Source organism: Bradyrhizobium sp. CCGUVB14 (assembly GCF_024199935.1).
In the GTDB taxonomy this organism is placed as follows: Bacteria; Pseudomonadota; Alphaproteobacteria; order Rhizobiales; family Xanthobacteraceae; genus Bradyrhizobium.
The window spans coordinates 5676834-5696808 of the sequence record NZ_JANADS010000001.1; the positions used below are offsets into that span (position 1 = coordinate 5676834).

19 protein-coding genes and 1 pseudogene are annotated in these 19975 nt (G+C 63.2%); 9 read left to right on the plus strand and 11 right to left on the minus strand.

The features are described 5' to 3' along the window. Positions 1 to 59: 59 nt before the first annotated feature. The 10 genes and pseudogenes from NLM32_RS26495 to NLM32_RS26540 form a co-directional block, all read right to left on the minus strand. The gene (locus NLM32_RS26495; RefSeq protein WP_254131783.1) at positions 60 to 1028 is read right to left on the minus strand and encodes a hypothetical protein; all 969 of its coding nucleotides are present in this window, start codon (positions 1026 to 1028) and stop codon (positions 60 to 62) included. A gap of 53 nt (positions 1029 to 1081) precedes the next feature. Further along, a complete protein-coding gene (locus NLM32_RS26500; RefSeq protein WP_254131784.1) occupies positions 1082 to 1327 on the minus strand; it encodes a hypothetical protein in 246 nt (81 codons plus the stop codon). Positions 1328 to 1330: 3 nt separating this feature from the next. Then, complete coding sequence (locus tag NLM32_RS26505) at positions 1331 to 2206, minus strand: helix-turn-helix domain-containing protein (RefSeq protein WP_254131785.1); 876 nt, start codon at positions 2204 to 2206, stop codon at positions 1331 to 1333. 278 nt (positions 2207 to 2484) lie between these two features. Next, complete coding sequence (locus NLM32_RS26510) at positions 2485 to 3222, minus strand: hypothetical protein (protein ID WP_254131786.1); 738 nt, start codon at positions 3220 to 3222, stop codon at positions 2485 to 2487. 15 nt (positions 3223 to 3237) lie between these two features. Continuing rightward, positions 3238 to 4518, minus strand: coding sequence for a hypothetical protein (locus NLM32_RS26515; protein ID WP_254131787.1), 1281 nt, complete (start codon positions 4516 to 4518; stop codon positions 3238 to 3240). A 19-nt stretch (positions 4519 to 4537) separates the two neighbouring features. Continuing rightward, positions 4538 to 5185 carry a hypothetical protein gene (locus NLM32_RS26520; protein WP_254131788.1) on the minus strand — a complete coding sequence of 216 codons (648 nt, stop codon included), beginning with the start codon at positions 5183 to 5185 and terminating at the stop codon, positions 4538 to 4540. 487 nt (positions 5186 to 5672) lie between these two features. Beyond that, positions 5673 to 6911: pseudogene (locus NLM32_RS26525) on the minus strand (ComEC/Rec2 family competence protein); the annotation flags it as partial. 98 nt (positions 6912 to 7009) lie between these two features. After that, the gene (locus NLM32_RS26530; RefSeq protein WP_015685840.1) at positions 7010 to 7243 is read right to left on the minus strand and encodes a DUF2171 domain-containing protein; all 234 of its coding nucleotides are present in this window, start codon (positions 7241 to 7243) and stop codon (positions 7010 to 7012) included. Positions 7244 to 7331: 88 nt separating this feature from the next. Then, positions 7332 to 7718, minus strand: a complete 387-nt coding sequence (locus tag NLM32_RS26535) for a nuclear transport factor 2 family protein (protein WP_254131789.1) — start codon at positions 7716 to 7718, stop codon at positions 7332 to 7334. A gap of 26 nt (positions 7719 to 7744) precedes the next feature. Next, positions 7745 to 9421 (minus strand): glutamine--tRNA ligase/YqeY domain fusion protein, encoded by a 1677-nt coding sequence (locus tag NLM32_RS26540; protein WP_254131790.1) that lies wholly within the window; start codon positions 9419 to 9421, stop codon positions 7745 to 7747. 155 nt (positions 9422 to 9576) lie between these two features. On the opposite strand from NLM32_RS26540, the gene gltX reads away from it, so the two are divergent. Further along, positions 9577 to 11004, plus strand: coding sequence for a glutamate--tRNA ligase (gene gltX / locus NLM32_RS26545; RefSeq protein ID WP_254131791.1), 1428 nt, complete (start codon positions 9577 to 9579; stop codon positions 11002 to 11004). A gap of 168 nt (positions 11005 to 11172) precedes the next feature. Further along, positions 11173 to 12477, plus strand: coding sequence for a citrate synthase (gene gltA, locus NLM32_RS26550; RefSeq protein WP_254131792.1), 1305 nt, complete (start codon positions 11173 to 11175; stop codon positions 12475 to 12477). Between the two features lie 62 nt (positions 12478 to 12539). Here the strand turns inward: gltA and NLM32_RS26555 are convergent, their stop codons facing one another. Continuing rightward, positions 12540 to 13016 carry an SgcJ/EcaC family oxidoreductase gene (locus NLM32_RS26555; protein WP_254131793.1) on the minus strand — a complete coding sequence of 159 codons (477 nt, stop codon included), beginning with the start codon at positions 13014 to 13016 and terminating at the stop codon, positions 12540 to 12542. A 200-nt stretch (positions 13017 to 13216) separates the two neighbouring features. On the opposite strand from NLM32_RS26555, the gene NLM32_RS26560 reads away from it, so the two are divergent. The 7 genes from NLM32_RS26560 to NLM32_RS26590 all read left to right on the plus strand — a co-directional run bounded on the left by NLM32_RS26560 (position 13217) and on the right by NLM32_RS26590 (position 19960). Continuing rightward, positions 13217 to 13627, plus strand: a complete 411-nt coding sequence (locus NLM32_RS26560) for a GFA family protein (RefSeq protein ID WP_254131794.1) — start codon at positions 13217 to 13219, stop codon at positions 13625 to 13627. Positions 13628 to 13734: 107 nt separating this feature from the next. After that, on the plus strand, positions 13735 to 14913 hold the full coding sequence (locus NLM32_RS26565) for an ROK family transcriptional regulator (protein ID WP_254135426.1): 1179 nt from the start codon (positions 13735 to 13737) through the stop codon (positions 14911 to 14913). Between the two features lie 94 nt (positions 14914 to 15007). Beyond that, a complete protein-coding gene (locus NLM32_RS26570) occupies positions 15008 to 16294 on the plus strand; it encodes an ABC transporter substrate-binding protein (protein ID WP_254131795.1) in 1287 nt (428 codons plus the stop codon). Further along, complete coding sequence (locus NLM32_RS26575) at positions 16291 to 17220, plus strand: carbohydrate ABC transporter permease (protein WP_254131796.1); 930 nt, start codon at positions 16291 to 16293, stop codon at positions 17218 to 17220. The genes NLM32_RS26570 and NLM32_RS26575 overlap by 4 nt, the downstream gene beginning before the upstream one ends. Then, positions 17213 to 18070, plus strand: coding sequence for a carbohydrate ABC transporter permease (locus NLM32_RS26580; protein WP_254131797.1), 858 nt, complete (start codon positions 17213 to 17215; stop codon positions 18068 to 18070). The genes NLM32_RS26575 and NLM32_RS26580 overlap by 8 nt, the downstream gene beginning before the upstream one ends. A 10-nt stretch (positions 18071 to 18080) precedes the next feature. Next, entirely contained in the window at positions 18081 to 19196 is a 1116-nt protein-coding gene (locus NLM32_RS26585; protein WP_254131798.1) for an ABC transporter ATP-binding protein, read from the plus strand. Beyond that, positions 19193 to 19960, plus strand: a complete 768-nt coding sequence (locus NLM32_RS26590; RefSeq protein WP_254131799.1) for an SDR family NAD(P)-dependent oxidoreductase — start codon at positions 19193 to 19195, stop codon at positions 19958 to 19960. Before NLM32_RS26585 ends, NLM32_RS26590 begins: the two co-directional genes overlap by 4 nt. Positions 19961 to 19975 lie beyond the last annotated feature (15 nt).

Here is a 19975-nt window from a genome sequence, read left to right on the forward strand (position 1 = left end):
GCCCAACAGCTCGGCGGACCGTCGTCGCCCCGGTGCTGCAATCTTCATGACGACGCTCACTACGTGGTCCCCTGCACATTCGTCGCGATCGCGTTGAACTCCGTGACCCAGCTATAGGCGTCGTGCTGGCGGAAGTTGCCGTAATGATGGACCGACGTGATGAGGAAAGTGCCCTGCTGCGCCGCGCTCTGATTGATCAGCGAGCTCTGGGCTTGCGCAGTGTTTTTGATCAATGTCTTTGGCATCCTCACGGGATCTGAGAGCGTGATATCCGCACGCATGGCGCACTTGAAAGCTATCGTAAACGGCTCGATCCACGTCGGCTGCCCGATCAGGTCGACGAACGCGATATCCTTCACCTTGGTGTTGGGCTGATCGGTGACGTTGATAGTGTTGCCGTCCATGCTGATCTGGACGCCCTGATAGTCCGGCCTGTTGATGATCGACTTGCTCGCGCCAAACAAATATTCGGCGAACGCCTTCACGCCCCCATAGATGCCGGGTGAATCCTCCGGTGCGACCAGATTGCCATTGAGGTTCACTTTGACCGTCATCCCCGGGTAGCCCGTGGTTAGAGCTGCCTTGATCGCATCCGAGGCGTTCTGCCCTTTCTTCCAGTTAAGCGAAATATTCTTCGGTTGGATAGCCGGCCCGCCCTCTGCCGGCGGTACACCTGGCGAGATGATCAGGTCGAGCGACATGTCTGTGCCTTGCCAATTTCCAAACGATTGACTGATGTAGCCCTGCACGAGCAGGCCGGCCTGCTTTGCGGCCAGTGACGCGAGTGGAAGCCCCGGCTTGAATCCCCCGTAGACCTTTATCGTTTTAAAGTTGAGGTCCTTCGCCTGGCTGATCATCGATAACGGGATGCCCCACACCTTGACGAAGGCGCCAGCGTTGCCCGGGCTGTGGAAGGCGGCAATCGGGATATCCAGTTCGACTTGCAGCGCGCCGCGGATGTTCTGGCCGTTGAGGTAGCTGGTGAAGACGGTCTTGCCCCCGTCTATTTCGATTCGGTAATAGCGCATGGCCTTCTACTCTCCTTTCCAAGCCGAATCCTGCATCGGCGCTGCCGGCTTCATCATTTGATTGTCTCCCTAACCGCAACCATACAGCCCTTTGCAATGAGCCGAGACAGCGCACCGTAAAAGCGTTCGTCCGACCAGCTTCCGGCGGGCATGTCGCGGCGCATTTCGTCCCCCCGCAACTCGAACACGCTCTCGCCGTGATCGAAGTGGCATAACTCCAAGAGCACGAAGGCGTCAGGATCGCGCAAGCGTAGCTCTTCGGTGAAGAACGTGGCGTCGGATGTGATCTTCATTCGCATCGGTTAGACTCCCTGCATGTGGTGGTGGTTGGTCACGCGTTGCGTGGCTTGCGCTGCGCGCATGCTTTGCCCGGCTTCGTCTTCGGATTCCTGATAACTCTCGAAGTCCCCCAGCCAGTCGCCAAGCGATGGGGTGAGCCACGGTGTCTCGCGCAGAAAGGCCGCGGCGGCGTCGAGGATATCCTCGGCCGCGTATCCCTTGCGAAGCAGATCGTGCCAATGTATCAGCGGGTCATCTTCCCAGGTGCCGCTCCACCCTTCCATCCGCTCCAGCTCGCGCCACGCGATGGCAGCTTCCACCTCGCTCTGTGCGTAAATAGCCGGACTGCGACTACTCGACGAAGGAAGAGGCTCTCCGGTGGTCGTGCTTGTCTCGCCAGCATGCTCCCCACGATCAACATCGCTCGCGTCCTCAGCGTTAGCTGAGTTACGAATGTTACTTTCTGGTTCTAATGATGGTTCCGATGAAGGTTCTTGTGCGGCCAATACTGTCCGGGGGGCGCGGCCAACGTCGTCCGCAGGATGCGGCCGCGCAACGTTCAAAGGGGCGGTCTCATCCTGAGTTGCCGGCGGTTTCGGGACGATGGAAATTTCCGGAGTGTCTGGCAGCTCCATCAACAAGGTGATCATCAGATTGCCGTTGCCGCCATCCCACGCGCGCTTCGTCGGTTCGGTATGGATCAAACCCAACTCGCGCAGCTGAACCAACAGACGACGGATGGTGCGGGTAGAGACGCCGACGTCGTCTGCCAGCGTCGCTTGCGGGTGCCAAGATTTGCCAGTTTCTTTCTTGGTATAGGTGGCAAGCGCGAATAGAAGCGCCTTCAGATTTCCGCTAACTCGCTGGCGCTTTGCCCAATCGGTCGCTTGATAGCTCATTCGATCCTCGTTGTTGGCGAGGAACGGAGACAGAGCGCTTGCCTTTTCATCGCGGGTGATGCAATGATTCAGCTGCGTGGAGCGGCTGTCACCGTTCCTTGGTTTCACGAAGCACCGCCGGTTCACAGCCGGCGGTGTTTTCGTTTAGTGCTCCCTCTTCTGCGGTCTCTCGAAACGAGAGTCCAGCACGGCCTGGTTACCCTTTGACCTCACACAGAATGGCGCGAGTTTGTAAGTCTCCGCTGACACGATCATGTCGACGTCGCGCGTGCCCCCTCTCAATTCCCGAAGGCTGGAATCTTGAAGCTGCCGATGTTGTCGGCCGTCAGATCCTCAACGTCGCTCATGACCTGCGCAGCCGCTCTTACGATGGCGTCGACCTTCGCGCGCCGCGATTCCTGATCGGCGAGATGCTGCGTGTGGTGCTTCGGGCGCCGCGCCAAGACGGCCTTCTCGACATCGGACGCATCCAGCTCGCTCTTTTTAGCTACCGCTTCATCGGCGAGGGCCTGGCGCACCGCGTTGTCGGCAGCATGGATATCGCTTTCGTGAAGATTGGCATGCCGCCGCTTGCCGAGCGGAGGCAAAGCCCTATCTATCGCCTCCAATTCAGCGCGATGAATCTGGCCGAGCAATTCGTTCTTCTTTCCGCGCAAAACTTGTTCTGCGGTCGGATCATCGTTGACCACCTCGAAGTCGACGTGGCCATCATTGTTCACAGCGGCGGCGACATCCGGATGCGCGACCGGCCTCCGCACCGGGTGAATATGCTTAAGTTGCTTGGCCTTCCAGCCGCGCCAGGCTTCCGCGAACTCTTCGGGTGTTTTGAAATCGCCCGGAATAGGCTTCGGCGGAAGCGGCGCTTGCGCGGCAATCTTCGCTTCGCGATCGAGCCAGTGCAAAAGCTCGGTCGCATAGTTATCGACCGCCGAAGAGAAATCCATGATGCCGCGCTTCTGCTCCTCGGGCGTGAATGTCATCAGCGCGATTTGCGATTTGAGAACTTTATGGGTCATCTTCATTCCCTATGTTTAGAGCTTAATCCACCAATAGCCGGTGTCGCACAGATCAACGGTGTTGTGAGCGCCACCGCCGGTATTGTTCGATGTCACCGCGATCGCGGCGCTACCGGTCGAAGTGACCGCGCCGAAGCCGGCTGGGGTATTAAATCCGAACGCACCTCCACCGGTTGTGTTCGGGGAATTGCCGAGCCCGATATCGCTGCGGGTCGTCGTTACGGAGATGAAATTTACTCCGTTCGATGTGATGGTCGGCGCTTCGCCCGCTGTGAGCGTATGCACGTTTTCACCCAGTACCGAACCCGGCGTTGTCGAGCTGCCGATGGCGACCGGCACGCCAGCGAGGCGATTGGTCGGTGATCCGCCCATGGTGTCGACGCCGATCACACCGTGACCGCGCTTATCGTAGACCTGAATTTGCTTGTTCGCCGCAAAGTCCGCAGCCGCGTTGGCGCCGCGTGTCGTCGGAACGCCAGCACTCGTGAACACGGGGCATTGCGTGTTTGGAAAGTTATTCCAATGCCACGCAAACAGATTGGCAGCGACGGCGCTGGCGAGCTGCGTCGCATTCGATGCTGCATTGCCGATCGTGGTTGCGTTGGCTACCACCCAGCCGGCAACGGTCTCAGAAGTCGGCCTCCATTTGAAATCACCTGTAGTCGCCGCGCCAGCCGACGATTGAGCCTGCTGAGATGAACTGATGAGCTGGTAGTTCGTGACGTTGTCGACGAACTCCGCCCATCCACCGGCGATGAGCGCGCCAGCGCCAAGATCGCTTCCGTCCGGATTGACCCAAGGCGAAGGACCGGCGCCGATATCGAGCGTGCTAGGCCCGGTGTTGCTGTTCGCGATCTTCATGCGCAGGGTCATGCCCTGGATTCGCTGCGTGATCGTCGGAGAGTAGGCGGCCACATAGCTGTTCACGCCGCCCGTGTCCTGTGCCCAATTGTGGGCTGCTGCCTGAGCTTGTGGAATCTGCTCCATATTCTGGAAGGTGCCGGCCGTGACGAGATTTGCGCAGATGTCGCCACCCAACCATGACTTGGCGATCGTTCCTTCCTGCCCGCGGACGATGGTTAGGACGTCGACTGCGCGCTGTGTCACGAGCACGATCTCGTTCACCGTCTGCGTTGCTGCGTCAATCAGCGTCAGAAGGAACGGCTGATTTGCAGTCGGCGTCGGAAATATCGCGCCAGTGCCAGCAGAAACCTGCAATGAGGTCGCAACCGTATTGATCGGGGCGGCCAAGATCGTGTTGGCGTTGTTCGCGAATTGATAGGTTGGTGCGGCCATTGTGTGCCCCGGTTTCCTTTTACGTCGACGGTCGTGGATGAGGATCGGCGCGCGGCGGTTTTGGGTCGCCCCAATCAATGTGCCCAGGCAACTCGGCCACGATTGCGAGCGCCGCCGGATCGACGTCGCCCGTCACGTAAAGCCGAATGCAATTCAGCAACGCATGGCGCATCCGGCAACGAGCGCGCGATCGCCAATCGTCCGCAGATCGATGCGCGCCTCGCTGGCGCTGCAAAACCCATGTTCCGTCGCGTGACGCGATGATCCGCCAGCCGTCGCTAATCGTCGCGAGGACGGGAAAGGCGTCGTCGCTCTCGTCTAGCCGCGCGCCGCTAGGCAGAAACCGGGGAGGCCGTGGTGGGCGCGGTGGCGGAGCAGGCTTCACCACGGGCCTGCCCGGCGGCTTGACGGGACTACGGGTCGAGGTCGCGACCACCGGATCGACCGTGCCGGGCCGGTCGGGCAGATCAACCACGAGCGCGAGCTCCGACATACTCACGGGGCCAGTCACGTGCAGCTCTATGCACCGCCCGAGCGCCGCCCGCGAGCGACAGTGTGCGCTCGCATGCCACTCGCCGTCCTCGTGGAGGCCCTGCAGGATCCACTGCGAGGCGTCGCACACCACGCGCCATCGCTCGCCCAACTGCGCGACCACGGGTTCGCTCATTTCCCTGGCTCCCGTCGGCGCGGCGCTGGGGACGACCCCCGCGGGGGGATGTCGCTTCTCGCGGGTAGCGCCTCAATGATCGCAGCCGCCAGCGGGTCGACAGGCCCGGCGTGCGCTTTTACGAGCCCGCGCAGCGCTTCGGAGGTCCGGACAAGTCCCTTGCCCTGCCAGGTGCCGTCCGGGGCCAGGTGTTGCAGCGACCACGCCCTGCTCCGCAGCTTGGCGCTGGGCGGCACGACGACGATGCGCCATGAGGCGTTGAGCGCGATCGGGTCGCTCATGCGCGGAACCCTCCCGTCGTCTCGACAGGGACAGCCGGCGAACGTCCGGGACTTTTTCCGGGACTCTTCGCCACCAATTTCGGATTTATGCCGGTTCTTGATCGGTTTTTGTTCTGCGGCGAGCGCCTCGCCGCCCAGTCCAACCGATTGATATTCTACGACTTTTCCGGCGTTTTCGGATACTAAACCGCTGAAACGTCCACGCTCTGGAAGCTTGGATGCACCAGCGCCTCAGGCGCGACCGCAAGCACGATCAGTGCTGCCACCGCCAGCGTGCGGAACGTGATGGCGCGGCGATCGACCATGACAGCGATCAGCACCACGGCGGTCATGAAGAACGACCTTTGGGTCGCGACCTCCGCGCCCGAGAGCAGCAGATAGAACGCGGATGCGACCAGCGCCGCGGCCGCCGACCATTTCTTGATGGGGAAGCCCACCGCCAGCCCGGGGATCAGCGCCAGCAGCGCGCGAACCGCGAAGAAGACGACGCCCGCGACCACGGCCATGTGGTAGCCGGAGATCGACAGAACATGGCCGAGGCCGGAGATGAACATCGCGTCGTTGACGGGCGTGGTGATCGCATCGCGGCGCCCGGTCAAAAGCGCAGTCGCGATCGCGCGGTTGTCGCCATCGAGCGTGGCGCGGATGCGCGCATCGATCGCATCGCGCAGGCCTTGCATGACCGCCGCATAGCGCAACCGCAGGCCGCCGGCATCGGGCGGCGTCACGGACGCGATCGCTCCCATCACGAAACCGGAGGCGCCGATGCCCTGGAAGAACATGTCGCGCGAGAAATCGTAGCTGCCCGGCCGCAATGGCGACAGCGGCGGCATCAGCCGCGCCTTCAGCTGCACGAAGCTGCCGACATCGGGGGCCGTCCCCTTGCGCACGGAGAGACGGACGCGATCGAGCTTCACGTCGCTGCGCTGCGCCTCCATCGCGGTGACGCGCAGCACGAAACGGTCGGTCCGTTCGCGGATGTCGCGGGTCTCGACGAAGCCTGACAGCGACACCGAATAAAGCGGCCTTGCGAGCACCGTGTGCGCGATGCGCGCCGTCTTCCACGTCGCCATCGCAAAGCCGGCCGCGACCGCCGCGATCATGATCGCGGGCGCAAACCACCGGCTTCGCCGCAACAGGACGGCACCGAGCGCAAGCGCCACCGCCGTCGTGACACCGATCCACAGCACCGGCTCATGATCGGCGGCGAAGTAGAGCGCGATGCCGCAGCCGAAGGCGATGGGCACCCAGGGAAACAGTCGCCCGGCGCCGGCTTCGGCCTTTGCCCATTCGCGCAGCCGCCCGACTGCCGCAGGCCAAACGCCAAAGCCTGTCGGCGCAAAGCCGCCGGCCGACGCGGTCCGGCCGGTCGTCGGCCAAGTCCCGGCAATCGGGGCCCCGGCAATACCCTGCGAGGCACGCTGTGGCCGGCCCGGCTCCGCCATTCCTTGGCAACCCCTGCGATACGCGACAGGCGCAGAGGCTACCGGAACGTGCAGTCGCGCGAATAGCGGCACAAATCAGGAACGAAAGGGCCGCAGCCCTACTTTTCCTCTTCCATCGTCACGGCGACATCCGCCTTGGCCGAGAGCCGGACCTTGTTGCCCTCGACACCGGCGACCAGACCCTTGTCGATGAAATGGTGATGGCCCTTGTGGCTGCCCTCGCCGCTGTCCTTCTTGGTCAGCTTGATGCGGTTGCCTTCGACCTTGTCGACCGTGCCGACATGGACGCCGTCGGCACCAATGACTTCCATATGCTCTGCGATGTTCTGCATGCTGGGATCCTTGTTTGGACCCACACAACGCACCGGGAGCACGTTCGTTGCTTCGCAGGAATGACGATGCCGTGTGGCAATGCGCCTGTCAGATCAGCGGCGCCTTGGCCGAAGCATGGTGATTGACGATCTTCCAGTCGCCATCCTCAGGGATGATGACCCAGCTCATCTTGACGACGAGATCGGCCCGCTCGCCGGCGAGGTCAAACGTGATGGTTGCCCCCATGTTGATCAGGTCCGGCCCAGCATATGACGCCAGAACCTCGGAAAAAGCCGCGCTCGGCTTGCGCCAGCGCGGCAGGCCGTTGAAATAGTCGGCGACGCCGTCCCTGCCCCGATAGAGTGTTGGGTTGGAGCCGAAGAAGAACGCGTTGCTGGAGTACAGCGATGACAGCGCAGCCGCATCGAGAGCCGCGAAGCCGGCACACCATTTCGCGATGATGGCGGAAACGATGGTGTCGGCCTCACTGGTCATTTGTCGTCCCCCCAGCCCTTGTCGCTTCAGCCTTTGGCGACTTCCTTCGCGAAGGTGTCGCGCAGGCCGATGGTGCGTGAAAACACCGGCTTGCCGGGCGTCGAGTCCTTGTCGCGCACGAAATAGCCCTGGCGCTCGAACTGCATCGGCTCGGTGGAATTGCTCTCGGCAACCGATGCCTCGATCCGCGCGTCGGCCAGGATCTCCAGCGACTGCGGGTTGAGATCGGCCGCGAAGTTCGAGGCATCCGGGCTCGGATTGGCGAACAGCTGGTTGTAGATGCGGATCTCCGCAGGCACGGACGTCGCCGCCGGCAGCCAGTGCATGGTCGCCTTGACCTTGCGACCGTCGGGCGCGTTGCCGCCCTTGGTGGCGGGATCGTAGGTGCAGCGCAGCTCCACCACTTCACCCTTGTCATTCTTGATCACGCCGGTGCACTTGATGAAATAGGCGTAGCGCAGCCGCACCTCGTTGCAGGGCGACAGGCGGAAGAACTTCTTCGGCGGCTTCTCCATGAAGTCGTCCTGCTCGATATAGAGCTCACGACCGAACGTGATCTTCCGCGTCCCCGCCGACGGATCGTCCGGGTGATTGATGGCCTCGAGCTCCTCGCTCTGCCCTTCCGGATAGTTCTCGATCACCACCTTGAGCGGCCGCAGCACGCCCATGCGCCGCTGCGAGGTGCGGTTCAGCTCCTCGCGGATGCAGAACTCCAGCATGCCGACATCGACCACGCTGTTGGCCTTGGCGACGCCGATGCGCTTGATGAATTCGCGCAGGGCGGCCGGCGGCACGCCGCGGCGGCGCATGCCCGCCATGGTCGGCATGCGTGGATCATCCCAGCCGGCGACGTGGCCGTCGCGGACGAGCTGGGTCAGCACGCGCTTGGACAGCAGCGTGTAGGTGATGTTGAGCCGCGCCATTTCGTACTGGTGCGGCTTGGACGGCACCGGCAGCTTCTCGATGAACCAGTCATAGAGCGGCCGGTGGTCCTCGAACTCCAGCGTGCAGATCGAATGCGTGATGCCCTCGATCGCATCCGACTGGCCGTGGGCATAGTCGTAGCTCGGATAGATGCTCCACGTGGTGCCGGTGCGCGGATGGTGCGCATGCAGGATCCGGTACAGCACGGGATCACGCAGGTTGATGTTGCCCGCGGACATGTCGATCTTGGCCCGCAGCACGCGCGCACCGTTCGGGAATTCGCCGGCCTTCATGCGCCGGAACAGGTCGAGATTCTCGTCGACGCTCCGGTCGCGGAACGGCGAGTTCTTGCCCGGCTCGGTCAGCGTGCCGCGCGAGAGGCGGATGTCCTCCTGGGACTGGTCGTCGACATAGGCGAGCCCGTCATGGATCAACTTCTCCGCCCATTCGTACAGGCGATCGAAATAGTCCGAGGCGTAGAACAGGTTCTTGCCCCAGTCGTAGCCGAGCCAACGCACGTCGGCCTGAATGGAGTCGATATATTCCTGCTCTTCCTTGACCGGATTGGTGTCGTCGAAGCGCAGATGGCAGCGGCCCGGAAACTCCTGGGCGATGCCGAAATTCAGTGCAATCGACTTGGCGTGGCCAATGTGCAGGTAGCCGTTCGGCTCCGGCGGGAACCGGGTGACGATCTCCTTGTACTTGGCCTGATCGAGGTCGGCCTGGATGATGTCACGAATGAAATCGCGCCCAACCTCAGTCGCCACCGGTTCTGTCATTACGAAAATCCTGTAGGGAAATCAGCGGCTCTTCTGCCAAATTCGCTTGGCTGAGCCAAGGGGTTAAGCGAGCCCTTGAGCGGTCGCTGCCGGGCTTTAGTTATGCTCCGGTCCTGTTATATACCACCGCCTCCAATGCATAGGCCCTGCCAAGAATGACCGATTCCGTCGTCACCCGCTTCGCTCCCTCGCCGACCGGCTTCCTCCATATCGGGGGGGGCCGCACGGCGCTGTTCAACTGGCTCTTTGCGAAGAAGCACGGCGGCAAGATGCTGCTCCGGATCGAGGACACCGACCGGGAGCGCTCCACCGAGGCTGCGATCGGAGCGATTCTGGACGGGCTGAAATGGCTGGAGCTCGGCTGGGATGGTGACGTCATCTACCAGTTTAGCCGCGCCGCCCGTCACCGCGAGGTCGCCGAGCAGCTGCTGGCCGACGGCAAGGCCTACCGCTGCTACGCCACCGCCGAGGAGCTCACCGCGATGCGCGAGAAGGCGCGCGCGGAGGGCCGAACCCGCCTCTATGACGGCCTATGGCGCGATCGCGATCCGGCGACCGCCCCCTCCGACGTCAAGCCGACCATCCGCCTGCGCGCGCCGCAGACCGGCGAGACCGTGATCGAGGACCAGGTCCAGGGTCGCGTGGTCTGGCAGAACGAGAACCTCGACGACCTCGTCCTGCTGCGCGGCGATGGCAATCCGACCTACATGCTCGCTGTGGTCGTGGATGACCACGATATGGGCGTCACCCACGTCATCCGTGGCGACGACCATCTGATCAACGCCGCCCGCCAGAAGCAGATCTACGATGCGATGGGCTGGGCGCTGCCGAACATGTCCCACATCCCCCTGATCCACGGTCCGGACGGCTCAAAACTGTCCAAGCGCCACGGCGCGCTCGGCGTCGACGCCTATCGCGCCATGGGCTACCTCCCGGCCGCGCTCCGCAACTATCTCGTCCGCCTCGGCTGGAGCCATGGCGACCAGGAGATCTTCTCGACCGAGGAGATGATCGCCGCGTTCGATCTCGCCAATGTCGGCCGCGCCGCCGCCCGCTTCGACTTCGCCAAGCTGGAGAACCTCAACGGCCATTACATCCGCCACGCCGACGATCAATCACTCGTGAAGCTGTTCGAGGACGTGCTCGACCACGTCGTGCCCGCCCGCGACGAGATTAAGGCGAAGTTAAACGACACCACGCGCGGCCAGCTGCTCAAGGCCATGCCGGCCCTGAAGGAGCGCGCCAAGACGCTGATCGAACTGATCGACGGCGCCTATTTCATCTTCGCCGACCGCCCGCTGCAGCTCGATCCGAAGGCGGCGGCCCTGCTGACGCCCGAGAACCGCAAGCTGATCGGCCAGCTTCATTCCGCGCTGGAGAATGTCGAGACCTGGAGCGGCGCCACCACGGAGGCGGCGCTACGCGCTTTTGCGGAGGAAAATAGTCTCAAGCTCGGCGCGGTCGCCCAGCCCTTGCGCGCGGCGCTGACCGGTCGGACCACGTCGCCTGGCATATTTGAGGTTTTGGACGTGCTGGGGCGCGAGGAAAGCCTCGCCCGGCTTCAGGATCAGTCCAAGGACTAGACTAAGACGTAAGTAGGCCATGGGCAGACCATGGCTGCCATGATCTTGCAGCGCACACAGCAATAATATACCCATCTGACCGTACCTTCTGGAACATCCGGCCTGCCCCATCTTCTCCCTTGGGGGCCTCCGGCTCCGGCCCGTTTCACCATACATCGGGGACCTCTGATGGACGCAAAAGAAACCAACAAGACCGCCACGCTGACGGTCGGAAACAAGAACTACGATCTTCCGATTCACAGCGGCAGCGTCGGACCTGATGTCATCGATATCGGCAAGCTGTACGGCCAGTCCGGCCTGTTCACCTACGATCCCGGCTTCACCTCGACCGCGAGCTGCCAGTCCAAGATCACCTATATCGACGGTGACGCGGGCGTGCTGGAATACCGCGGCTACCCGATCGAGCAGCTCGCCGAGAACGGCGACTTCCTCGAGACCTGCTATCTGCTGCTCTACGGGAACCTGCCGACCGCCGCGCAGAAGAAGGATTTCGACGACCGCGTGATCCATCACACGATGGTGCACGAGCAGATGGCCCGCTTCTTCCAGGGCTTCCGCCGCGACGCCCATCCGATGGCCGTCATGGTCGCTTCGGTCGGCGCGCTTGCCGCGTTCTATCACGACTCGACGGATATCAACGATCCGAAGCAGCGCATGATCGCCTCCATGCGCATGATCGCGAAGATCCCGACGCTGGCGGCGATGGCCTACAAGTACACGGTCGGCCAGCCCTTCGTGTATCCGAAGAACTCGCTCTCCTTCGCCGAGAACTTCCTCAACATGTGCTTCGCCGTGCCGTGCGAGGAGTACAAGATCAACCCGGTGCTCGCTGACGCGCTGGACAAGATCTTCATCCTGCACGCCGACCACGAGCAGAACGCCTCGACCTCGACGGTGCGTATCGCCGGCTCCTCCGGCGCCAACCCGTTCGCCTGTATCGCCGCCGGCATCGCCTGCCTCTGGGGCCCGGCGCATGGCGGCGCCAACGAAGCGGCGCTGGCGATGCTTGCCGAGATCGGCACTGTCGACAAGATCCCCGAGTTCATCGCCAAGGTGAAGGACAAGAACTCGGAAGTCCGCCTGATGGGCTTCGGTCACCGCGTCTACAAGAACTACGATCCGCGCGCCAAGATCATGCAGAAGATGTGTCACGCCGTTCTCAAGGAGACCGGCCATGGCGACGATCCGATGCTGAAGGTGGCGCTCGAGCTCGAGAAGATCGCGCTCAGCGACCCGTACTTCATCGACCGCAAGCTGTACCCGAACGTCGACTTCTATTCGGGCATCACGCTGAAGGCGATGGGCTTCCCGGTCTCGATGTTCACCGTGCTGTTCGCAGTCGCCCGCACCGTCGGCTGGATCAGCCAGTGGAGCGAGATGATCGAGGATCCGCAGCAGAAGATCGGCCGTCCGCGCCAGCTCTACACCGGCGTCACCCGCCGCGACTACGTCGCGATCAAGGATCGCAAGTAAGTCGGACAGAAATGTCCAACGGAACGGCGCCATCCCACGATGGCGCCGTTTTTGTTTGCGGACTACTTCTCGGGCATCATGGACGAATGGAGATGGTCGATCTTCCACGCACCGTCTTCATAGCGATAGATGAACGAGTAGCGCGCCTTGACGTCCGACTTGCTCCCGCTGGCCGGGTCCGTCAGCGACACGGTCCACGTCCCGACGCGGCTTGCCGTGCGGCAATCGATCTCGACCGTGGACGTATCGATGCGGCCGACCGGGCTGCTCTTGAGAAACTTCACGAAGTAGTCGTTGACCTCGTCCCGCGTCGTCCTCGGCGTGTTCGAGACGGTCGCGAGCAAGACAGGATGCTTCGTGAAAAGGGCGGTGACCTTGGCAGGATCCTTTGTCGCCCATGCGCCATTGAACGTCGCAAACAGCGCCTCGATCTGTCCCTCGTTCGCGACAGGACAATTCTGGCTCTTGGCCTGCGCGCCGGTGGCGGCACCCGCAATCATGACAAGAGCAACGGACGCGAGCTTAACATTCCTTAACATAAACCTGCTGACTCCTCTGTTTCAGGCCAACAGCAGTTAGGAAGTTCCGGGCGGAACAAAAGAGCCGAAGGGCTAGACGAGTTGCGCATGCGTGATCTTGCCGCTCCCCTCTTGCAGCGATGACGCCCGCTCTCGTTTCGCCCGAGATATTGTAGGGTGAGCAGCGCAACGTGCCCGCCCGACAAATTTGGAGAATGCCGATGCTCAACGGAAGCTGCCTTTGCGGAGGCGTTGCCTACGAAGTCGACGCGGCCCCGGGCTCCATCGTCCACTGCCATTGCCGGACCTGCCGCAAGACGCACGGCTCGGCCTTCTCCACCGTCACCAACGTTCCGCGCGATCGTTTTCGCTGGACGAACGGCGAGGGGTTGCTGCGCGGCTTCGAATCCTCACCCGGCAAGACTCGCTATTTCTGTTCGCGTTGCGGCTCGCACATCGTGGCCTCGCGCGAAGGCCGAGACACGGTGCTGCTACGGATGGGCTGCCTGGACACCCCGATTGCGGAACGGCCCGAAGTCCACATCTGGCGATCGGATTCGTCCAACTGGTACGACCCGAAGGACGAATTGCCGGAATGGTCGGAAGGCACGCGGCCCAAGCCCGCATCCTGATCTTGTTGCCCCGCACAACAACAAGTCCACGCATCACACCGACGAGCGCTTGACAGCGGAAACACTCCGCGCGCAAATTCTTACACTAAGTAAGAATGACGACAGGGATGGAAATGCCGGAGCAGCCGAGAAGTCGGCGGCAGACGCGCGCTGCCATTTTGACCCATCTGCTCCAGTCCGGCGGCTCGTTCCGGCCGCCGCTGGCAAAAGCCGTGCGCCTGTCCGAAGCGAGCCTGTCGCGCATCCTGTTCGACCTGAAAGCCGAAGGCCTGATCGAGGAAGTGCGGCGCCCTGCCCCGTATGTCGGCGGCCCGACGGGACTGGTGTCGCTCGACCGCACGGTGGCTATCGGGGGGCTCGAACTGACCGGCCAGTGGCTCAGCATCGGCGTTGGCGGCCTGTCGGGCGAATTGCATTACACCGAGCGTGTGCCGCTGCCGAAGAAGCCGACCGTCGAATCCGTCGGCCGCGTGTTTCACGAAGCGCTGGCATTGCTGCGCGACTGGACGCGCCGGCGCCGCATCAGGCTCGCACAGGTCGGCGTCACCGTTCCGGGCCTCGGTCGGCTCAGCGAGTTTGGCAATCCGATCATTCCGTGCGACGTCGGACGTATCGGCGACATGTTCGGCGAATTGTTCGCGGGCGTGCCGGTCACCTTCACCAATTCGGTGGTGGCGCATGCCACGTTTCATCGTTGCCGCACGGAAAACTATCCGTTCAGCGATGCGCATCTGTTCGTCTTCGTCGGCCAGGGCGTCGCCGGCGCCTGGCTGGATGATCCGATCGAGGACGACGCGCTCGATCCGGTCGAGCTCGGCCACATGGTCTTCGGCGCTGACGGCCCACGCTGCCGCTGCGGACATCACGGCTGCGTCGAAGCCTATACGTCGCTGCCGGCGCTGGCCGCACTTCTGCGCGTCACCGAAGCGGAATTGGTCCGGCTCGGCAGTGAATGGGTGACCACGATCCCCCTCACGTCGCGGGTGCGGCAGGAACTGCGCCAGCGCCTGTTCAGGCTTGGCCTCGCCATCGGCAATACTTTGAACGTCAAGCCATGCCGCGGCGTTGTCGTCAGCGGTTGGCCATCGCTGCTCGCCGAGGAGGAGCGAAGAGCCGTGATTGAGGGGATCGATGCCTGCTTGCTCGGCGGCCGGAAACTGGCGCAGGTGTCGCTCGCTTTCGTTCCGCCGTCGACCGGCAATGATCCACAGGCTGCATTGGCCTTCGCCGCGCTCTGCCTGGCGAGGAGCGGCGGCATGCCGGCCGCATCGACGGAGGCCGCCTGACATGACCTAAGCCGCGTGCGGCTCACGCACGCCAAGAAAGCGTCAAGAACAGCGCAAAACAGCGCAAAGAACTTCAAACCGGGAGGAACTTGCCATGCCGATCACAACAACAAGGCGTCGTCTGCTCGCTGGATCTGCTGCCGCGCTCGCGCTGCCGGCCTTTGCTCGCGCACAAGGCGCGGTCAAGCCGCGCCTGACCGCAATCTCGCAATGGTCCGCAGGCAGCGACGGCGCTGCGATCACCGCGCTCGGCAAGAAGTTCGAGGAGAAAGGCGGCGTCTGGCAGCACTCGCCCGTGCCCGGCTTCACCACCGAAATGATGAACAAGCTGCGCGCGCAGATCATCGCCGGCGATCCGCCGGCCTGTTCGCAACTCAAGGGGCCGGAGATTGCGGCGTGGTCGAAGATCGCTCCGACCGTTGACCTCGACGCCGTGGTCGCCGCTGCCGGCTACGAGAAGGTCGTCGCGCCGGACCTCGCCAAATTGCACAAGCCAGGCGGCAAGTGGATTGCCCTGCCGTTGCAGATCTACGCCACCAACATGCTGTTCCTCTCCAAGCGCGGAATGGACAAAGCCAAGGCGGACAAGGTCCCCGTCACCTGGGCTGACTTCAATGCGCTTGCCGAGAAGATGAAGTCGGCCGGAATGGCCTATCCCATCGCCAACGGCGGCACCCGTCCCGATGACGGGCAAAAGTTCGAGGCATCGTTCGCCGGCATCAGCCCGACGGCATACCGCGCCGCGATCATGAATCTCGACAAGAAGGCGCTGGAAGGCCCCGAGATCAAGGCTGCCTTCGCACAGACACGCAAGATCTCCGAGTGGTGTGACCCCAATATCGGCGCCCAACCCTTTGCCACCAATGCGAAGCGTTTCATCGACGGCGACATGGGCATGTTGATCATGGGCGGCTGGGCGCAAGGCGTGTTGAAAAACGCCGGCTTCAAGCTCGACGACTTCATCATCACCCCCGGCCCCAGCGACAACAGCAAGCCGGTGTTCCTGTTGAATGCCGATGCCTTCATTTTCTGGCAGCGCAAGGAGGCCGATCTGCAGGCCGGCCAGATGCTGATGGCGCAGCTCGTGATGGATCCGGCGATCCAGACCATGTACTCGCAGATCACGGGATCGATCCCGGTGCGCACCGATGTCGATCTGTCCGGTGAAGGCTGGTCGGAGGGTCAACGGCGTACCGCGGCAGCCCTGAAAGACGCTGTTGCCAGCAATCAGGCCGTCCTGAGCGTTGCGCACAACATGGCGCAGGAAAACGGCCTCACCGCCGCGATGATCGACGTCATCACCGAATATGTGAAGAACAAGACGATCAAGCCGGAAGAAGGCGTGTCCCGCCTCGCCGAGGCCGTCGAGAGCGCGCGTTGACCAACGCCGTCTCGAAAGCAGTGCAACCGGGCCGGTCGGCGACCTCTGAGATGGTGCGCCGGCTGCCCGAATTTCTGATGATCTGGGTGCCGCTGCTGTTATCAGCAGCGCACCTCATATCGTTTTCGATCTGGACGATCTGGATCTCGTTCACGCCATCCACCCTCATTCCGGTCTCCGGCTGGGTGGGCCTGCGCAACTACACCGCAGTCCTGGCGTCACGAAACTGGCAGGTTGCCTTCGACAATCTGCTGCTGTTCGGCATCGCCTTCGTGGTGCTCAGCCTGTTCACCGGCCTCCTGCTTGCGATCCTGCTCGATCAGCGTATTCGCGCCGAGAACGTGCTGCGGTCCATTTTCCTCTACCCGCTGGCGGTCTCGTTCGTCGTCACTGGCACGGTCTGGAGCTGGCTCCTCAATCCCGGCATCGGGATCGAAAAGCTCGTCCATGACCTCGGCTGGACCGCCTTCCATTTCGATTGGCTGGTCAACCGCGACATGGCGATCTGGACCATCGTCATCGCGGCGGTCTGGCAATCCTCCGGCTTCGCCATGGCTCTCTTCCTGGCCGGCCTTCGCTCCGTCGATGCCGACATCATCAGGGCCGCGCAGATCGACGGCGCGGGGCCGATCCGAACTTATTGGCGCGTCATCCTGCCGACGCTCTGGCCGATCACCGTCACCGTGATCGTGATCCAGCTGCAATTTGCGATCTCGGCTTTCGACCTGGTCCGCGCATTGACCAACGGCGGCCCGGGAATTGCGACCCAGCTGCCGGCACTCGTCGTCTACGATCTGATGTTCCAGCGCAGCCAGCTAGGCCGCGGCGCCGCGGCGGCGGTTCTGATGTTGCTCATCCTTCTCGCGGTGCTGTTGCCTTACGCGGCATGGCGTTATGTCCAACGACGGCAGTCCACTCATGCGTGACCAAAGCTTCGCGCCGGGCCGCGCTCTGATCTATCTCGTGGTGTCGTTGCTCGCGGCCGCCTGGCTCGCGCCGCTGGTTGTCGTCATCCTCAACTCGCTGCGCACCAACGAGGAGATCGCGCAGGGCTCGATGATCGGTTGGCCGCAACATCTGGCCTGGAGCAATTACGCCATCGCCTGGAGCGGCTTCTGCGTCGCCGAGACCTGCAACGGCATACGGCCGTATATGCTGAACTCCGCGCTCGTCACGATCCCCGCGACAATCCTCTCCACCCTGCTCGGCGCTGTCGCCGGTTACGCGGTGTCGCTCTGGCGCTTTCGCGGCGACAACTGGATCTACGGTATCGTCACGCTCGGCCTCTTCCTGCCGCAGCAGATGCGCCTGCTCCCCTGGACCATCGTGCTACGCGACATCGGCCTCATCAACTCGCTGACGGGCCTCGTGCTGATCCACACGATCCAGGGGCTCTCCTTCACCGTGCTGTTCTGCCGAAACTATTACGTCGCCATTCCGCATGAATTGATCCGGGCCGCGCGGATCGATGGCGCCGGTTTCTTTCGGATCTTCTGGCGCATCATTCTGCCGCTCTCGCCTCCGATCCTGATCGTCACCGTGATCTGGCAGTTCACCCATATCTGGAACGAGTTCCTCTACGGCGTGACATTCACGACCGGCCAGCAGCAGCCTGTCACGGCGGCGCTGATCGCACTGTCGGCCGCGGTCGCGGATATCCCGAAGCACGGCGTGCAGAGCGCGGCGGTGATCATCGCAGCGCTCCCCACTTTGTTGGTCTACCTCCTCGGCGGCAGGTATTTCGTACGCGGTCTCACTGCCGGGGCCGTGAAATGATGGATGGGTCATGGCAGCACTGAGCATTCGCGCCCTGTCGAAGCGCTACGCCAATCTGGAGGTGCTGCAAGGCATCAACCTCGACATCGAGAGCGGTGAGTTCACTGTGTTGGTCGGGCCGTCCGGCTGTGGCAAGTCCACGCTTCTCAACATCATCGCCGGGCTCGATCGCGCCAGTGACGGCACGATCGAGATCGGCGGACGCGTCGTCAACGACGTCCCGCCCAAAGACCGCGACATCGCCATGGTGTTCCAGTCCTACGCGCTCTATCCGTCGATGACGGTGCGCCAGAACATCACTTTCGGCATGGAGTGCCGGCACGTCGCCAAGGCGGAGCAGGAGAAGGCCCTGGCGAACGTGGCCAGGCTGCTTCAGATCGAGCCGCTGCTCGGCCGCAAACCGTCGCAACTGTCCGGCGGCCAGCGCCAGCGCGTGGCGATGGGTCGCGCGCTGGTGCGCGATCCCCTGCTGTTCCTGTTCGACGAGCCGCTCTCCAACCTCGATGCCAAGCTGCGCGTCGAGATGCGCATGGAGATCAAGCGGCTGCACCAACGCATCGGCGCCACCATCATCTACGTCACCCACGACCAGATCGAGGCGATGACCATGGCAACGCGCATCGCCGTGATGCATCGCGGCGTGGTGCAGCAATTCGCCGACCCCGACACGGTGTACCGGTATCCGGCCAATCTGTTCGTCGCCCGCTTCATGGGCTCGCCGCCGATGAACACGATGCCGGCCCGGCTCGAGGCAGACAGCAGCGGTCCTGTGGCGGTGATCGGCGCAGGCCGGCCGGACGAGGTCCGTCTCCGTCTCCAGGACTACGACGCAGCGACCTCCTATGTCGGCCGCGAGGTGGTGATTGGAATCCGGCCGGAATGCATCGCCGAGGGCGATCGCGTGTTCTCTGGCGCCACGGGCGCGCCGGTCATCGTCACCGCGCCTGTCGAGCTGGTCGAGCCCACCGGCGCGGAGACCATTGTCCTGCTGCGGCTTGGCGGCGAGCCCGCGCAGGCGCGCATCTCGCCGGACATCCGCCCGACGCCGGGCGGGACCGCCTCTTTCGCCCTCGATACCCGCCGCATTTGCCTGTTCGACCCTGAGACGGAGCGACTGATCGAATGACCCAGACGACCTATGCCGACCTCGCCGATCGCGTGGTGGTGATCACCGGAGGCGCCAGCGGCATCGGTGCCGCCTTTACGCGCGCGTTCGCCGCTCAGGGCGCGCGCGTCGCCTTCCTCGACCTCGACACGCAGGCGGGCGAAGCCCTCGCGCAGGAGGTGGCGAAGACCTCCGGCACGGCACCGCTGTTCGTGCCCTGCGATCTCCTGGATATCGACGCCCTGCGCGCCGCGCTGGCGAAGGTGCAGGGGTCGCTTGGCGATGCCGCAGTCCTCCTCAACAATGCCGCGAACGATCAGCGCCAGGTGCTGGCTGATGTGACGCCGGCCGAGTTCGACTGGACGATCGGGGTCAATTTCAAGCACGTCTTCTTCGCTGCGCAAGCTGTGGTGCCGCAGATGCAGGCGCGCGGCGGCGGCTCGATCATCAACATGTCGTCGGTCGCCTGGATGCGCGGCGCGCCGGGGCTGCCGGTCTACGCCGCGGCCAAGGCGGCCATCGTCGGCTTCACCAATTCACTCGGCCGCAAGTTCGGCGCCGACCGCATCCGCGTCAACGCGATTGCGCCGGGCATGGTGATCACCGAGCGGCAGCGGAGGCTGTGGTATCCGGACGAGAAGGTCATCACCGAGATGCGCACGCGCCAGGCCATTCCCGATGCGGTAACGCCCGAAGACATCGCGGACATGGCGCTGTACCTCGCCTCCGACGCGAGCCGGCGCATCACTTGCCAGTGTTTCCGAGTGGATGGTGGGCTGGCGTAGATCGTCCGTCGGGCC

What these genes read in the sequence shown, in the direction of transcription:
- NLM32_RS26495 (WP_254131783.1), bottom strand. Translation starts at nt 1,028, where the DNA reads ATGCGCTATTACCGAATCGAAATAGACGGGGGCAAGACCGTCTTCACC.
- NLM32_RS26500 (WP_254131784.1), bottom strand. Translation starts at nt 1,327, where the DNA reads ATGCGAATGAAGATCACATCCGACGCCACGTTCTTCACCGAAGAGCTA.
- NLM32_RS26505 (WP_254131785.1), bottom strand. Translation starts at nt 2,206, where the DNA reads ATGAGCTATCAAGCGACCGATTGGGCAAAGCGCCAGCGAGTTAGCGGA.
- NLM32_RS26510 (WP_254131786.1), bottom strand. Translation starts at nt 3,222, where the DNA reads ATGACCCATAAAGTTCTCAAATCGCAAATCGCGCTGATGACATTCACG.
- NLM32_RS26515 (WP_254131787.1), bottom strand. Translation starts at nt 4,518, where the DNA reads ATGGCCGCACCAACCTATCAATTCGCGAACAACGCCAACACGATCTTG.
- NLM32_RS26520 (WP_254131788.1), bottom strand. Translation starts at nt 5,185, where the DNA reads ATGAGCGAACCCGTGGTCGCGCAGTTGGGCGAGCGATGGCGCGTGGTG.
- NLM32_RS26530 (WP_015685840.1), bottom strand. Translation starts at nt 7,243, where the DNA reads ATGCAGAACATCGCAGAGCATATGGAAGTCATTGGTGCCGACGGCGTC.
- NLM32_RS26535 (WP_254131789.1), bottom strand. Translation starts at nt 7,718, where the DNA reads ATGACCAGTGAGGCCGACACCATCGTTTCCGCCATCATCGCGAAATGG.
- NLM32_RS26540 (WP_254131790.1), bottom strand. Translation starts at nt 9,421, where the DNA reads ATGACAGAACCGGTGGCGACTGAGGTTGGGCGCGATTTCATTCGTGAC.
- gltX (WP_254131791.1), top strand. Translation starts at nt 9,577, where the DNA reads ATGACCGATTCCGTCGTCACCCGCTTCGCTCCCTCGCCGACCGGCTTC.
- gltA (WP_254131792.1), top strand. Translation starts at nt 11,173, where the DNA reads ATGGACGCAAAAGAAACCAACAAGACCGCCACGCTGACGGTCGGAAAC.
- NLM32_RS26555 (WP_254131793.1), bottom strand. Translation starts at nt 13,016, where the DNA reads ATGTTAAGGAATGTTAAGCTCGCGTCCGTTGCTCTTGTCATGATTGCG.
- NLM32_RS26560 (WP_254131794.1), top strand. Translation starts at nt 13,217, where the DNA reads ATGCTCAACGGAAGCTGCCTTTGCGGAGGCGTTGCCTACGAAGTCGAC.
- NLM32_RS26565 (WP_254135426.1), top strand. Translation starts at nt 13,735, where the DNA reads ATGGAAATGCCGGAGCAGCCGAGAAGTCGGCGGCAGACGCGCGCTGCC.
- NLM32_RS26570 (WP_254131795.1), top strand. Translation starts at nt 15,008, where the DNA reads ATGCCGATCACAACAACAAGGCGTCGTCTGCTCGCTGGATCTGCTGCC.
- NLM32_RS26580 (WP_254131797.1), top strand. Translation starts at nt 17,213, where the DNA reads ATGCGTGACCAAAGCTTCGCGCCGGGCCGCGCTCTGATCTATCTCGTG.
- NLM32_RS26585 (WP_254131798.1), top strand. Translation starts at nt 18,081, where the DNA reads ATGGCAGCACTGAGCATTCGCGCCCTGTCGAAGCGCTACGCCAATCTG.
- NLM32_RS26590 (WP_254131799.1), top strand. Translation starts at nt 19,193, where the DNA reads ATGACCCAGACGACCTATGCCGACCTCGCCGATCGCGTGGTGGTGATC.